The following is a 15,420-nucleotide window of genomic DNA, read 5'->3' as shown; positions in this document are numbered from 1 at the left end:
TTTGCTGACGCCTTTTTTATTACTGCCCTTCCAGGAAACTCTTGAGCTTGTCAGCTCGGCTGGGATGGCGCAGTTTGCGCAGTGCCTTGGCTTCTATCTGGCGAATGCGTTCGCGAGTGACGTCGAATTGCTTACCGACTTCCTCCAGGGTTTGGTCGGTGCTCATTTCGATACCGAAGCGCATACGCAGCACCTTGGCTTCACGCGGGGTGAGCGAATCAAGGACTTCCTTGACCACATCGCGCATGGAACCGTGCAAGGCCGATTCGGCTGGCGACAATGTGCCAACGTCTTCGATGAAATCGCCCAGGTGGGAATCATCATCGTCGCCAATGGGGGTTTCCATGGAAATGGGTTCCTTGGCGATCTTGAGGATTTTCCGTACCTTTTCTTCAGGCATATCCATCTTCTGCGCCAGGGTTGCGGGATCCGGTTCAGCGCCGGTCTCTTGCAAGATCTGACGGTTGATGCGGTTCATTTTATTGATCGTTTCGATCATGTGAACCGGAATCCGGATGGTGCGTGCCTGGTCGGCGATAGAACGCGTAATGGCCTGACGGATCCACCATGTGGCATAGGTCGAGAACTTATAACCACGACGGTACTCGAACTTATCCACGGCCTTCATGAGGCCGATATTGCCTTCTTGGATGAGATCCAGGAACTGCAAGCCACGGTTGGTGTACTTCTTCGCAATGGAGATCACCAAACGCAGGTTGGCTTCGGTCATCTCGCGCTTGGCCTTGCGAGCCTTGGCTTCGCCCGTTGCCATGCGCTTATTAACTTCCTTGAGGTCTTTAAGCGGCAACACGACAGCACGCTGCAGTTCGATCAGTTTTTTCTGGATTTCCTGAACGTCAGGAACGTAGCGTTCCAGGGTCTCGGAATACGGATGACCCGCCTCGACTTCTTTAATGACCCACTCGAGATTGGTTTCGTTGCCAGGGAAGTTCTTGATGAAATAGGAACGCGGCATGCCGGCGCGTGTGACACACGTTTGCATGATGGCGCGTTCGTGAGTGCGCACTTCGGCAACCTGCACACGCATGGCGTCAGCCAGGCGTTCCACCATCTTGGCGGTAAAGCGCACACCCATCAATTCGTTCAGAATGGCTTCCTGAGCTTCTTGATAGGCAGGCGACGCATATCCTTCTTCTTCGAAGGCGGTGCGCATCTTATCGAACCATTCCTGGACGATGTCGAACTTCTTCATGGCCTTTTTGCGCAGATACTCGACCTGCTTGCTGCTCATGCCACCGGCTGGGCCGTCGTCATCGTCGTCGCTGGTGACGCCAGCGCCTGCATAATCTTCGCCATCCTCATCGACCAGACCATCGACGAACTCGTCGATCTTCATGGTCTCTTCGCGCACACGATTAGCGTGGTCGAGAATTTCTGCCACTGTGGTCGGGCACGCGGCAATTGCCATCACCATGTGCTTGAGACCGTCTTCAATACGCTTGGCGATTTCAATTTCACCTTCGCGAGTCAGCAACTCGACCGTCCCCATTTCACGCATGTACATGCGAACAGGGTCTGTCGTGCGGCCGAAGTCGGAATCAACGGTGGTCAGCGCGGCTTCTGCTTCGTCTTCAACGTCGTCATCGCTGGCGGCCACGGGCGTGGAATCGCTCATCAGCAGGGTGTCGGCGTCAGGAGCTTGGTCGTAGACCGAAATTCCCATATCGCTGAAGGTGCTGATGATGCCGTCAATGGCTTCCGCATCGACAAGATCGTCCGGCAGGTGATCGTTAATTTCACCGTAAGTCAGGTAGCCGCGGTCTTTACCCAGCTTGATCAGAACCTTAAGCCGGTTGCGGCGTGCTTCCTGTTCTTCGGGCGTGAGCTGGCTACGCGCAGGCGCGTCTTTCTCACCCTTGCCACGCTTGCTGCCACGCTTGGGCAACGGCTTGAGTTCTGGAATTTCCTCGCCATCGGTATCGTCGACGAAGTCGTCGGCCTGATTGGCATTCTTGGCTGGACGACCTGGGCGACGCCCGGTGGACTTAGTCGCACGAACGGTAGTCGCCTTCTTTGCTGCGGTTTTCTTGGCGGCGGTTTTCTTTGCAGCCGTCTTTTTAGCGGCAGTTTTCTTTGCAGCCGTTTTCTTGGCTGCCGTCTTTTTGGCCGCCGTTTTCTTCGCTGCAGTCTTTTTCGCGGCGGTTTTCTTTGCGGCAGTCTTGGCCGCGCCGCCCTCGACGTCTTCCCCGACCTTCACTGCGAGCGAATCGCCATCGCGGGTCGCCGCCACAGTCTTGGTTTTGTTTGTGGCATCATCGGCCACATCAGGGGAAACACGGGTAACTTTTGTCATAGTCGCATTCCGTAGACGCAAAAACACTGGAAGAGCACGAGGCCACAACTCGCTGCTTCGGATGGGAAGGAAGAGTACACAACGCATATATATGCGATTGCGTTGCAGAAACGTTCAATTTTACAACACTTTACCCGCGCCGCCAGTTTCTAGAAGAACGCGACGGCGGTTGAGCTCCTGATAGCGTTGTTGTTGAGCTGCTTCCTTCAATCCAGCCAACACCAGCGCCGTTTGTTCCGCTTTGATCATGTCAAGTTCGATGCGTCTCAGGGCGTCATTCCATTCAGCCTGTGGATCAGGCAAATCTTCTTCGGCCAGCACTTGTGGCCCGAGCCCGGACAGCACCTGCTCCAGATCAGAGCCCGGTTCTGCCGCTTGCAACAGCGCTCCTGCGTGGCGAGCGCCGCTGGCAACGACGAGCGCGATCAATTCGCGCACTAACTTCAGATGGGGGCCATGCCCCAAAATTTCAAGCTGTTGGTCACCTAACCCTTCAACGAGTTGCGGATGGGCCACCAAAAGGCGCAGCAATTGCTTTGCCATCGGGGTCACACTATGGCGGGTTCCGGCAGGCTGCTGCCGCGCCCCTCGCCTGCTTGTCGTAGGTGCGCCAAGTTCCGGCGCACCCATATCTGCATAACCTTCATCAGCAGGAATATCTGCCCAGGGTGGTGAGCCAGCGTCGTCCCAGACCACGTCTGGTTGACTCGCCCCACCCCTTGCGGCTTGCTGTTCCGCTGTGGCGGGCACAAAACGATGGCTGCTTCTCTGTGTCTGACCGCGCGCCGGTTCCACCGACCTGCCGGTAACACGCGCACGCTCCAACAACCCACTGAGTTCTTCAGGTGTCAGCAACACCAGTTGAGCAAACTCCCGCTCCACCTGCAAACGATAGGCGTTTTGCGGCATGCTGGCCAGCAAAGGCAGCGCTTCGTGCACACAGGCAGCGCGGCCTTCGGCTTCATCCAGCCTATGCCGCCGCCCGAGTTCGTCCAGCATAAAACGCGATAGCGATACAGCTTCATCCAGGGACGCCCTGAAGGCCTGCTCACCAAACGCCTTGATGTAGGAATCTGGGTCATGCTCGGCGGGCAAAAACAGAAAACGCACGGACACATCGTCGCGCATCTGGGGCAAGCACGCCTGCAGCGCCCGCCAAGCGGCGCGTGCACCGGCTTGGTCGCCATCGTAACTGAACACCACTTTATTGCTGGCGCGCAGTAACTTCTGCACATGTTCCGGCGTCGTCGCCGTACCCAAAGTTGCCACGGCATTATCCAGGCCATGTTGAGCCAGGCCCACGACATCCATATAGCCTTCGACCACCAGCACACAACCTTCACGCCGCACGCCGGCTCGCGATTCCCACAAGCCGTAAAGCTCGCGCCCTTTGGAAAACAGCGGAGTTTCAGGCGAGTTCAGGTACTTGGGTTCGCCTTTGCCAATAATCCGGCCGCCAAACCCTATGAGCTTGCCCCGCCCATTGCGGATAGGGAACATAATACGTTCCCGAAAGCGATCGTAGCGCCGCCCGTCTTCGGCTTCAATAACCAGACCGCATTCCACCAGCAGCGGGTCTTCGTAGTCAGGAAACACTGCGGTCAAGCCGCGCCGGTCTTCACCCGACCATCCCAACCCGAATCGTGCTGCGACTTCCCCACTTAAGCCTCGCCCTTTCAGGTACTCAATCGCTCTGGAAGAACGCTTTAAGCTGTTTAAATAGTGCTGACGAGCACTTTCCAACACCTGTTCGTGGCGCGAGACTTCCTGTTTTCGCTGTCGATCAAGCTGGCGCTGCCTTGGCGACCGTTCCACTTCAGGTACGGTCATACCGACACCGGCGGCAAGCGTGCGTACCGCTTCGGGGAAACTAGCCCCGGTATGCTCGATTAAAAAGGAAATGGCGGTTCCGTGCGCACCGCAGCCAAAACAGTGATAGAACTGTTTTGTCGGGCTAACCGTGAACGATGGGGATTTTTCTTTATGGAAGGGGCAGAGGCCAAGCAGATTGGCCCCACCCTTGCGCAACTGCACATATCGCCCTACGACATCGACAACGTCTACTCGGGCGAGCAGATCCTGTATGAAGGATTCTGGTATCAATCAATACAGACGCGGAGGCAGCTGCTGGCTGCGGATGCGCTTGTAGTGACGCTTCACTGCGGCGGCGTGCTTACGCTTGCGCTCTGCAGTGGGTTTTTCGTAGTACTCGCGCGAACGCAACTCGGTCAGAAGACCGTTTTTTTCGATAGTGCGCTTGAAGCGACGCAGTGCGGCTTCAAACGGCTCGTTTTCCTTCAGACGAACGATAGGCATGTATTCCCGGGCCTTAAGCTATAGATAAAAAACTTATCTAGTAATGAGTTGATGAGATAACTATAAATTCTAGCGCGAATTTGCATAGAACGTCAATGCTTACCTGACAGGCAGGCATCAACGCTTACCTTTGCGCATCCAGGCTTCGAGCTGATGTGGACGAATGCTGTCGTAATCCTCGAAGGGCTGATGAATCCAAGGGTTGGTCGGCAAGTGCTCAACGTGATAGTCAGGTGTGACCTTTGAGTGGCCTTTCCACCACAACACAGCCGTGCGTATTTCCTCGATATCGGGGAACTGGTTCAGCAGGTGATCGCGCACCCGGCCGAAAGTCATGCCAGTATCGACCATGTCGTCGACCAACAGGACTTTTCCATCCAGCGTACCACGTGTGATGGTGATGTACTGCGCGATATCCATTTTGCCTTGCACAGTGCCCGCTGCTTCGCGGTAACTGCTGGTGGCGAGAATGCCCAGCGGAACGTCGTAAATGCGGGAAAGCACATCCCCCACCCTTACGCCGCCACGAGCCAGACATAGGATTTTGTCAAATTTCCAGCCGGACTCATGAACGATGAGCGCCAGGCGCTCGATCAGTTCGTTGTACTGGGCCCACGAAACCCAGTGATCGCGATCGGTATTTGCAGGTAGCACCATGGCGCGTTCCCCTTCTATCAAGCCTTGAAGGACTGGTTAAGCATAATGGTTTCCATACGGTCTGGACCAGTGGAAATCATGTCAATGGCGACATCGCAGACCTCCGCAATGCGCTCCAGATAGCGGCGCGCATTCACAGGCAGCTTATCGTATTCCGTTATGCCTGCTGTGGTTTCCGTCCAACCGGGCAGTTCTTCAAACACCGGCTCGGCCTCCATGACAGCGTCGGCCCCATATGGCAGGACATCCAGGAATTCGCCGCGATAGCGATAGCCTACGCCAATCTGAAGCGTTTCCAGGCCATCCAGAACATCGAGCTTGGTAACACACAGGCCATTAATGCCATTCACCATGACAGAACGCTTCATGGCAGCGCCGTCGAACCAGCCGCAGCGGCGCGGACGACCGGTAACAGAACCGAACTCCTTGCCAACCGTAGCCAGCCGCAGGCCAATATCGCAATCCAGCTCTGTTGGGAACGGACCGGAACCCACGCGAGTGGTGTATGCCTTGGCAATACCCAACACGTAATCGAGCATCTGCGGCCCCACGCCCGCACCAGCCGACGCAGCGCCAGCCACGCAGTTGCTGCTAGTCACAAAAGGATAGGTACCGTGATCGATATCCAGCAAGGCGCCTTGCGCACCCTCGAATAACAGGCGCCCACCCGCCTTGCTGGCGCGGTGCAGCTCATGCGAGACATCGGCCACCATGGGCTGCAACTCAGGGGCGATAGCCATAGCCTGATCGCGGACTTCGTCAAATGAAACTGCTGTAGCACCCAAGTATTTCGTTAGCACGAAATTATGGAAATCCAGCACTTCCTCAAGCTTGGCGTCAAAGGCAGCGGGATCGTAGAGATCTTGGATTCGCAGCGCCCGGCGACCAATTTTGTCTTCGTAGGTTGGGCCAATACCCCTGCCCGTCGTACCGATTTTGCCATCGCCTTTGCGAGCTTCGCGCGCCTGATCAAGCGCTACGTGGTAAGGCAGAATCAGCGGACAAGCGCTGGCAATGCGTAAGCGTGAGCGCACATCAAGACCGGCTTTTTCGAGTTCACCGATTTCCTGCAGAAGCGCTTCCGGGGACAGCACCACGCCATTGCCGATATAGCAGGTGACATGATCGTGCATGATGCCCGAGGGAATCAGACGCAGAATTGTCTTGTTGCCGTTTATCCAGAGAGTGTGGCCTGCATTGTGGCCACCCTGGAAGCGCACGACGCCCTGGGCGGATTCCGCCAGCCAGTCAACAATCTTGCCCTTGCCTTCGTCACCCCACTGGGTGCCGATCACCACGATATTCTTGCTCATTTCATCTATTAAATTAAGATGTGCCGCCCTGTCATGCGACAGACACGGCAAAGTGAAAACCCACGCGAAAGAACAGCGCCAGACTGCGCGCTACTGAATCGCCCTCACCTTCCATTCATTGCCCTCCTGCACCAGTTCGCGATCAAACACGAACTCGTCCAGGCTTTGCTGTTGCCCGGGCATGATCTGTACAACGATGTTGCCTGCACTGCGCAACTCGCGCAGCGCTGCCGCCAATGCCGGTTCATTTCCCCAGGGGGCACGTACCGCTTTGGCTGGCATGGCGGGTGCTAGGCCGCCAGAAAGCGCACGAAGATCCAGGCTGAAGCCGGTAGCGGGTCGCGCGCGCCCAAAAGCCTTGCCGACGCCGTCGTAACGGCCACCGCGCACCAGCGCATCGCGCCAGCCGTCAGCATAGACCGCAAACACAACGCCGGAGTGATAACCGTAGCCAGAACGCACATCGGCGAAATCGAAGCTTATATCGTAATTGGCTAAAAAGCCCGCCAAACGCTCAAGGTCGTCGAGCGCACGCCCGACTGCAGGCAGCTTTGGCAATAACTCGCGTGCCCGCTGCAGGACTTCAGGCCCACCATAGAGATCGGCCAGATCAACTAACGCTTGCAGGCTGCCTGGACGCAGACCTTCAAGGGTGGCGCCCAGCGCTTGCAAACCGGGGACGTCTTTTGCTGCCAACAAATCGGCAATGTCATCGGCCTTATCAACCAGCGCAGGGTCTGCAGTGACAATGGCGTTCATGACACCCGGGTGGTTAAGATCAAGGCGCGGCCTAGCCACTCCAGCCGACCGGACGCTTTCAAGCGCCAGTTCGATCACCTGGATATCGGCCTCGACCCCAGCGTGACCGAAGATTTCGGCGCCAATCTGCAGTAGCTCACGATCAGAGAACAAGCCCATGGGTTTGGTATGCAGTACCGAACCGCAATAGCACAGACGGGTGACACCTTCACGGTTCAGCAAGTGGGCATCAATACGCGCCACCTGTGGTGTCATATCGGCTCGCACTCCCAAGGTGCGGCCGGAGAGCTGATCGACCAGCTTATTAGTGCGCAGCGACAGGCCATAGCCATGACCAGTCAGCAGGGAGTCCAGGTATTCCACCAGCGGCGGCATTACCAGCTCGAAGCCGTAAACCCGGTAGAGATCCAATAACTTGCGCCGCAGCTCTTCTATGCGCCGGGCTTCTGCGGGGAGGATGTCTGCCAGGCTTTCCGGCAGCAGCCATTTGGTCATCATGAGTCCTGTTGGTGATTGGACAAGTGTTTGCCAAACAAAAAGCGACCTGGGGCGTAAGCCCGCAAGTCGCTCGCGGATAAGAGTAATCGAAACTTACACGTTATTGTAAACCATGGTGCGTTTCATGCAAAAGCCTTCCCTTCTACTGAACAGCGGGTGCAGCGCTACGGCTTTGCTGTGATGCGTTTTCACCCTCGGCCGCTCCCCAGAACTTGAAGAAATCGGACTTTGGGCTGATGACCAAGGTATCACCCTGACCACCGAATGATTTACCGTAAGCTTCCAGACTCCGGTAGAAGTCATAGAATTGCGGATTCTTGCCATACGCACCGGCGTAAATCCCAGCCGCTTCTCCGTCGCCCTCACCCATGATGGCTTGCGCCTGAGCATAGGCGGTGGCTAACATTTCCTGGCGCTGCCGGTCTGCTTGAGCACGGATGCGCTCACCATCTGCAGCACCCGAAGCGCGCAAGCGGTTGGCTTCCTGTTTACGCTCGGCTTCCATACGACGATAGACGGATTCGGAAATCTCCGGAGCGAATTCAATGCGACGCAGGCGCACGTCGACAACATCCACCCCCAACGGCTTCGCCCGTGCCTGCACATTGCTCAGAATTTCGCGCATGATGGCGTCTCGCTCGGTAGACACCACCGCCTGTACCGTACGCACGTTGACGGAAGCGTTCAGCGCATCGCGGATCTGTGCCTGAAGACGCTCGACCGCCGCACGCTCATTGACACCGAAAGTCACATAAAACAAGCGGGGATCGTCAATGCGCCACTTCACGAAAGAATCGATCAGCAGGTTCTTCTTTTCAGACGTCTGAATACGCTCTGGGTCGTTCGTTTCGATGGTCTGCAGCCGCTTATCCAGCCGGGTAACCGTCTGGAAGGGAGGCGGCAGTTTGAAATAAAGGCCGGGTTCGACAATTGTCTTGCGGACCTCACCCAGGGCAAAAAGCAGCACAGCATCGCGCTCACGCACGACAAACATACAAGATGACAGCACGGTAAGCGCTATGACAAGGCCCACCAGTGCAGGAAATAAACGTTGCATCATGTTCCTCCTAGCGGGAATACGGGCTTACCAGCGCGCTACGCGCCGCAGCATTATTGTTCGTGGGAACGCTGCTGGATGGCGTGGTTGCGGGACGCGACGAGGTGGTTGACGCTGCTGCAGCGCCCGTGGTTGCCTCGACCGAACTGCTGCCCGATGGAGCACGGTAGTCGCGAGCGGTTTCGCTCATGATTTTATCCAGCGGCAAGTACAGCATATTGTTGCTGGAATCGGCATCGACCATGACCTTAGCGCTGGACTCAAGGATCTGTTCCATCGTAGCCAGATACATGCGCTGACGCGTGACATCCGGCGCCTTGGCGAACTCCGCTTCAATGCTGGTGAAGCGTGCGGTATCACCCTGGGCGTCCCCGATGACCTTGGCCTTGTAACCCTCGGCATCTTGCAGCATACGTGCGACCTGACCTTCCGCCTGGGGCAGAACCTGGTTCGCGTAAGCATTGCCTTCGTTGATCTGACGTTCGCGATCCTGCCCAGCCTTAACGGCGTCATCGAACGCCGCCTGCACCTGCTCGGGCGGCTGGACGTTCTGGATAGCGACCGTGCTGATCTGGATACCCGTCTGGTAACGATCAAGTATCGATTGAGCCAGCGATTGCACTTCGGTGGCTACTTCTGTACGGCCTTCGTAAAGAACGAAGTCCATGGTTTTCCTGCCGACGATTTCACGCATCGCCGTTTCTGCTGCCTGACGCACGGACTCGTCTGGCATTGCAGTGCGGAAGAGATAATCGGGCGCACCGTCCGGATTCAAGCGGTACTGCACCACATACTGAACGTCGACGATGTTTTCATCGGTGGTCAGCATGAGGGATTCCGGCAACACCTTATTACGCGCCGTTCCACGAAAGCCGACTTCAAACGTACGCAATTGCGCGATGTTCACCATTTGGTGATCTTCAATCGGATACGGTATGCGCCATTGCAAGCCGGGTGGCAACGTCTTTTTGTACTCGCCAAAGCGCGTCACCACGGCTACTTGGCCTTCCTGCACGATCATAAAGCCGCTTAAGCCCCAGATCACCACGCCCGCCAAGGCAAGCCCGGCCAATAGCTTAGGCGACGCCGAAGGCAAGGAAGGCACGCCTCCACCGGAGCCCCCGGGACGCGGCCCACGCGGGCCGCCTCCGCCACGCTTGTTGCCAAACAGCGAACCTAGGCGGTTATTGAAATCTTTCCAAACCTCGTCGAGATCGGGCGGCCCATCATTCTGAGGCCTACGCGAAGAGTCATCTTGATTACGGCCGCCATCATTACGGCCGCCTCGCCCCCAGCCTGGATCATTCAGGTTGAATATTTTCGATATTGAACGCATTGTTTCCCGCGATTTGAGCTGATTCGGCGACCGCAGCTCGCAGCCCGTCCAAACCAGTGCGCTGTAAAGCACTTACAAAAACTCGTGCAATCGTACCATGTTCATCGCGCTCGACCCGAGGTTCGTAACCCGCCGCATCTATTTTGTTATAGACAAGAATGCGTGGAATCTCGTGAGCACCGATATCTTCAAGAACCTTATCGACCTCCATTACCTGCTCATCTCGCTGCGGGCTGGCCGCATCAACGACGTGCAACAGCAGATCGGCATGGACGGTTTCTTCCAGTGTGGCCCGGAAGGCTGCTATCAGGGTTGGCGGAAGATCACGAATAAACCCTACGGTGTCGGACACCACGATCTGACCCGCGCCTTCTATCCAGATGCGGCGTGTCGTTGTGTCCAACGTGGCAAACAGCTGATCAGCCGCATAAGCCCCCGCCCGGGTGAGCGCATTGAACAAGGTGGATTTTCCGGCGTTGGTGTAGCCGACAAGCGAAACTGAAAACGTCGCTCCTCGTGCCCGCGAACGGCGCTGCGTGGAGCGCTGGCGCTGCACCTTAGCCAAGCGTTCACGCAAAACCTTGACCTTTGCGCCGATCATACGGCGGTCCATTTCAAGTTGCGATTCACCGGGGCCGCGCATGCCTATCCCCCCCTGCTGGCGCTCCAAGTGAGTCCAGAGGCGGGTAAGACGGGTGGATAAATGCTGCAACTGAGCCAATTCCACCTGCAGCTTTCCCTCATGGCTTTTGGCGCGCAGGGCAAAAATATCCAGAATGAGCGCGACGCGATCCACCACACGGCGGTTCAGCACTCTTTCGAGGTTGCGCTGCTGAGCGGGCGATAAAGCCTGGTCGAACAGCACCACATCTGGGTCGGTAGCTGCCACCAGCTGACCCGCTTCTTCAAGCTTGCCGGAACCGATGAAATGAGCGGCATCGGGCTTGCCGCGCTTGACCCGCAAAGTCTCGACGATTTCCGCACCGGCGCCTTCGGCCAGCATGTGGAATTCTTCGGAATGGGCTTCGTAGTCGGGCTCGCCCATATCGACCGTGATAATCAGGGCCTTCATGAGCGGAACGAAGCGCCGCCCATTGCGAAAGAACCCGCAACAGGCTGCGCTGTATGAATGATGGCTGTCAACGTACGCTTATTCAGTCGCAGCATCTACTTGAAAATTGACAGGGCGCGACGGCACGACTGTCGAAATGGCGTGTTTGTATACCATTTGCGTAACGGTGTTGCGTAGGAGCACGACGTACTGGTCAAAAGATTCAACCTGACCTTGCAACTTAATGCCATTGACGAGGTAAATCGAAACGGGCACGTGGTCCTTACGTAAAGCATTGAGAAACGGATCTTGTAATGTTTGCCCTTTATTGCTCATTGGCGAGGCTCCGGTTATGTTGTTATAAGAGAAAGGCGTAAACGCTTACTTTACAGGGTTTTCCCCAATATTGCACGCTGCGGCCCACTGCGCACTATTAATTTTAGTGTGTTTACTGCGTGATTTCGGACAAGGTATTACAAAGCCGCTCGCAATCTTCCCGCGTCCCCACAGTAATACGCAAGAACTGGTCAATACGCGGCGCCTGAAAGTGCCTGACCAAAACACCTTGCTTACGCAGTTCGGCTGCCAGCTTGGCCGCATCATGCCCAGGGTGGCTCGCAAAGACAAAATTGGCCTTTGACGGAAGAACCTTGAAACCAATAGTTTCAAGTTCTTTGCTCAGGTATTCTCGTGCCTGCACAACTTTTTGCGTTTGAGCTGCGAAATAATCGCGATCTTCCATGGACGCTACGGCCGCAGCAATTGCTAGCTTGTCCAGGGGGTAGGAATTAAAGCTGTCCTTCACCCGTAGCAGGCCCTCGACAATTTCGCGTGAGGCCACGCCGTACCCGACCCTCATTCCGGCCAGCGCCCTGGATTTGGAAAACGTATGAATGACAACAATATTGGGGCAGCGGTCTATCAACGAGATCGCAGTTTTCGCACCGAAATCCACGTAGGCCTCATCGACAACCACTGCAACATCGGGGTTGCCCCTGGCGATGCGTTCTATCTGCTCAAGTTCCAGCGCCATGCCCGTGGGGGCGTTGGGGTTGGCGAAAATAATGCCCGCCGGTTGTTCTGACAAATTTAGGTAATCGTCGGGGCAGATAGAAAAATCATCGGCCAGCGGAACCAGCTTAGCCGGTATGTCGAACAGCTTGCAATAGGTTTTGTAGAAGCTGTAAGTAATGTCCGGCATCAGCAAGGGGCGGTCACCATGGCGGAACAAGGCATTGAAGACATGAGCCAGCACTTCATCCGAGCCATTTCCAGGCATGACCTGTTCCGGCGCCACCCCGTAGTATTCGGCAACCGCCTTGCGCAGCGCAGTAGATTCGTTATCAGGGTACAACCGCAGCTCGTCACCGGCACCATTGCGAATGGCCTCCAACGCTCGCGGCGATGGACCATAAGGATGTTCGTTGGTGTTGAGCTTGAGCAAACGCTCGATTTTCGGCTGTTCGCCCGGCGTGTAGGGGGTCAGGCCGGCAACGTGTTGACTCCAGTAGCGACTCACGATTTTCCTTGCACGTAAGGGTTGTGCGACGATTTGAATTCAATGCGCAGGGGCGTGCCCTCCAACTGGAAGGCAGTACGGAAACGGGATTCCAGATAGCGCCGATAAGATTCTGGCACCGCGTCCAGCCCGCTGCCGTGCACGACGATAAGCGGCGGGTTCTGCCCGCCTTGGTGGGCATAGCGCATCTTGGGGCGGAAAATGCCCTTGCGAGGCGGTGGCTGCTGTTCGACGGCGGCATGCAGGGTACGTGTCAGGCGCGGCGTGGACAGTTTCCGATACGCTGCGGCATGCGCGTCATCGACAGATTTCATGACTGCCTTCAGGCCCTGCCCTTTAAGCGCCGAAATAGTATGTACGCGGGCGAACGAGAGAAAACGCAGTTTGCGATCGAATTCGCGCCGTATCCACTCGCGTTTATCGGCATCGAGGCCATCCCACTTATTGATGGCGACGACTAGCGCTCGGCCCGTTTCCAGGATGAAGCCTGCAATATGGGCATCTTGGTCGGAAATTTCCGACTGTGCATCCACCAATAACAACACGACATTGCACGCCTCAATGGCCTGCAATGTCTTGATGACAGAGAATTTCTCGATGGTTTCAAACACTTTCCCACGGCGGCGTAGCCCAGCCGTGTCGATCAGGGTATAGGCCTTGCCGCCACGTTCGAACTCAATTTCAATCGCATCGCGGGTTGTGCCCGGCATGTCGAAGGCAATGACACGCTCTTCACCGAGCAACGCATTGATCAGCGTCGACTTGCCCACATTGGGCCTCCCGACAATGGCCAGTTTGATACGGTGCTGCACCTGGGGCGCTTGTTCGTCGGTAAGGTCGTCCTGGGCGGCGGCCGCTTCCACGTCGCCGCCTTCGACAGGTTCTGTATCATCCCACTGTTCGACAGCGACTTCCTGCGTGTCGTCGTCAGGATATTCATCCATGAACGACAGCGCTTCTTCGATGAGCTCGACCACGCCATCGCCGTGCGAGGCCGATATGGCGCGCGGCTCACCCAAGCCCAGCTCATGGAATTCCGCCAGCGGCGCTGTGTGCCGCATGCCTTCAGCCTTGTTCACTGCCAGGAAAACTCTCTGGCCCGATTTACGCAGTAATTGCGCAATTTCGTGATCGTGCGCGTTCACACCTGCGCGGGCGTCCACCAGAAAGATCACGACATCCGCTTCGGCAATGGCCTGATGCGTCTGACGCGCCATTTCACGCAGAATGCCGTCCTTTGCGACCGGCTCAAAGCCACCGGTATCAACGGCGATAAAAGGATGTTTGCCCACCCTGCCCTCGCCATAGTGGCGGTCCCGAGTCAGGCCCGAGAAGTCGGCAACCAATGCCGCACGCGAGCGCGTAATACGGTTGAACAGGGTGGATTTGCCAACGTTAGCGCGCCCTACGAGCGCGACAACAGGCTTGAAACTGGATTTGCTCAATTCACACCAACCAAAACTAGGTTGCCATTACCCGTCTGGACCAACACACCGGCCGGTGTGCCAACCAACGGAGAAAGTACGGTGCCGCCGCCGACGTTCAGACGCCCCAACAAGTCGCCATTACTACGCGACAAAAAGTGCACATAGCCTTCCAGGTCGGCCACCGCTACGGCAGCAGGCGTCACGGCTGGAGTTGCCAGCTTGCGGTTGCGCAATGCATCTTGAACCCAGACTTTGGAACCGTCTGCGAAATCAATGGAATGCACATCATCGCGCTGATCAACAACGTAGCCGTAGCGGCCGTCGTTCGTCATGCCGGAATGACTGGAAAAGGGAATATCCCATGCCGGGCGCCCGCCTTGGCTGAGGTCAAAGCAGCTGATACGCCCCTGGTAGGTGACGCCGCACAGCAGCGAACCCGCCATTTGCGGAGCCCCGACCACATCGCTAATGCGTTCGAGATCGGTCGCGCCGCGAGAAACCGATACGGGCGCCTCCCATTGCACCGCCCCGCTGTCGGCATCAATGATGATAAGCCGACCGTTGGGCAGCCCGGAAATAATAACGCCATCAATGGCCCGCATCTGCATGCTTGTCTTGAGCGCCAGCGCCGGACCGGGGCGTTGAACATCCCAGCGGTATTCGCCTGTTTCAGCATCAAATGCCTGGATGCGGTAATCAGTGCTCCGCACGACCACCACGCCATTGCCCACCACCGGCGGCACGAATACGGCGCTGCTGGCGCGAGACCGCCATTTTTCCTTACCGCTGTCATCGTAAGCAATGACATGACCATCGTGAGCCACAACCGCCGTTGTACGGCCATCCGAACCTGGGCCTGCGGTCAGGGTGATACCCGGGCTGGTTCGCCACAGCACTCTACCGGAGACCAGATCGACCTTGGCCAGAGCATTCGGTGTGGCGGCATACACCGCCTCGCCCTGCACGGCGGGCGCAAAACCATAACCGCTGCCACTGCCTATGGCTGCTGACCAGCGCACATTGGCGCCGACCCGGGCTTCATATTGTGTGAGTTCGGCCGGCTCATAGCGTGGATCACTGCTCGAGAACATGGAGCAACCGCCCAACGCGAGCAGCCCCAGGGCCAAAATGGTATTGCGAAGGGCACGGCGAGATACGACTGGCTGCATGGAT

Annotated in this window: 13 protein-coding genes; all 13 read right to left on the bottom strand. The window is 56.9% G+C overall.

Annotated elements, in window-relative coordinates; genetic code table 11:
* Positions 1-19: 19 nt before the first annotated feature.
* The 13 genes from rpoD to bamB all read right to left on the bottom strand — a co-directional run bounded on the left by rpoD (position 20) and on the right by bamB (position 15,416).
* Positions 20-2,314: an RNA polymerase sigma factor RpoD gene (gene rpoD, locus VRY85_RS09500; RefSeq protein WP_414598347.1), complete on the bottom strand. Its 2,295-nt coding sequence runs from the start codon at positions 2,312-2,314 to the stop codon at positions 20-22.
* Positions 2,315-2,434: 120 nt separating this feature from the next.
* Positions 2,435-4,417: a DNA primase gene (gene dnaG / locus VRY85_RS09495; protein ID WP_414598346.1), complete on the bottom strand. Its 1,983-nt coding sequence runs from the start codon at positions 4,415-4,417 to the stop codon at positions 2,435-2,437.
* Positions 4,418-4,630 carry a 30S ribosomal protein S21 gene (rpsU, locus tag VRY85_RS09490; protein ID WP_165279597.1) on the bottom strand — a complete coding sequence of 71 codons (213 nt, stop codon included), beginning with the start codon at positions 4,628-4,630 and terminating at the stop codon, positions 4,418-4,420.
* A 117-nt stretch (positions 4,631-4,747) separates the two neighbouring features.
* Positions 4,748-5,287: a phosphoribosyltransferase gene (locus VRY85_RS09485; protein WP_414598345.1), complete on the bottom strand. Its 540-nt coding sequence runs from the start codon at positions 5,285-5,287 to the stop codon at positions 4,748-4,750.
* 17 nt (positions 5,288-5,304) lie between these two features.
* Positions 5,305-6,600: an adenylosuccinate synthase gene (locus tag VRY85_RS09480; protein ID WP_414598344.1), complete on the bottom strand. Its 1,296-nt coding sequence runs from the start codon at positions 6,598-6,600 to the stop codon at positions 5,305-5,307.
* A gap of 90 nt (positions 6,601-6,690) precedes the next feature.
* Positions 6,691-7,854 (bottom strand): ATP phosphoribosyltransferase regulatory subunit, encoded by a 1,164-nt coding sequence (locus VRY85_RS09475; RefSeq protein WP_414598418.1) that lies wholly within the window; start codon positions 7,852-7,854, stop codon positions 6,691-6,693.
* Between the two features lie 145 nt (positions 7,855-7,999).
* On the bottom strand, positions 8,000-8,914 hold the full coding sequence (hflC, locus tag VRY85_RS09470; protein ID WP_414598417.1) for a protease modulator HflC: 915 nt from the start codon (positions 8,912-8,914) through the stop codon (positions 8,000-8,002).
* Positions 8,915-8,924: 10 nt separating this feature from the next.
* Positions 8,925-10,250 (bottom strand): FtsH protease activity modulator HflK, encoded by a 1,326-nt coding sequence (gene hflK / locus VRY85_RS09465; protein WP_414598343.1) that lies wholly within the window; start codon positions 10,248-10,250, stop codon positions 8,925-8,927.
* Positions 10,216-11,322, bottom strand: a complete 1,107-nt coding sequence (gene hflX, locus VRY85_RS09460; protein ID WP_414598342.1) for a GTPase HflX — start codon at positions 11,320-11,322, stop codon at positions 10,216-10,218. Before hflX ends, hflK begins: the two co-directional genes overlap by 35 nt.
* Positions 11,323-11,400: 78 nt before the next feature.
* Positions 11,401-11,637, bottom strand: coding sequence for an RNA chaperone Hfq (hfq, locus tag VRY85_RS09455; protein WP_414598341.1), 237 nt, complete (start codon positions 11,635-11,637; stop codon positions 11,401-11,403).
* A gap of 112 nt (positions 11,638-11,749) precedes the next feature.
* Positions 11,750-12,820 (bottom strand): histidinol-phosphate transaminase, encoded by a 1,071-nt coding sequence (hisC, locus tag VRY85_RS09450; RefSeq protein ID WP_414598340.1) that lies wholly within the window; start codon positions 12,818-12,820, stop codon positions 11,750-11,752.
* On the bottom strand, positions 12,817-14,265 hold the full coding sequence (der, locus tag VRY85_RS09445; RefSeq protein ID WP_414598339.1) for a ribosome biogenesis GTPase Der: 1,449 nt from the start codon (positions 14,263-14,265) through the stop codon (positions 12,817-12,819). Before der ends, hisC begins: the two co-directional genes overlap by 4 nt.
* Positions 14,262-15,416: an outer membrane protein assembly factor BamB gene (bamB, locus tag VRY85_RS09440; protein ID WP_414598338.1), complete on the bottom strand. Its 1,155-nt coding sequence runs from the start codon at positions 15,414-15,416 to the stop codon at positions 14,262-14,264. The genes der and bamB overlap by 4 nt, the downstream gene beginning before the upstream one ends.
* Between the last annotated feature and the right edge of the window lie 4 nt (positions 15,417-15,420).

The sequence above is a fragment of the Achromobacter sp. F4_2707 genome (assembly GCF_047501535.1).
Classification (GTDB): domain Bacteria; phylum Pseudomonadota; class Gammaproteobacteria; order Burkholderiales; family Burkholderiaceae_B; genus Yanghanlia.
This window is presented reverse-complemented; position numbering and strand designations above follow the sequence as displayed.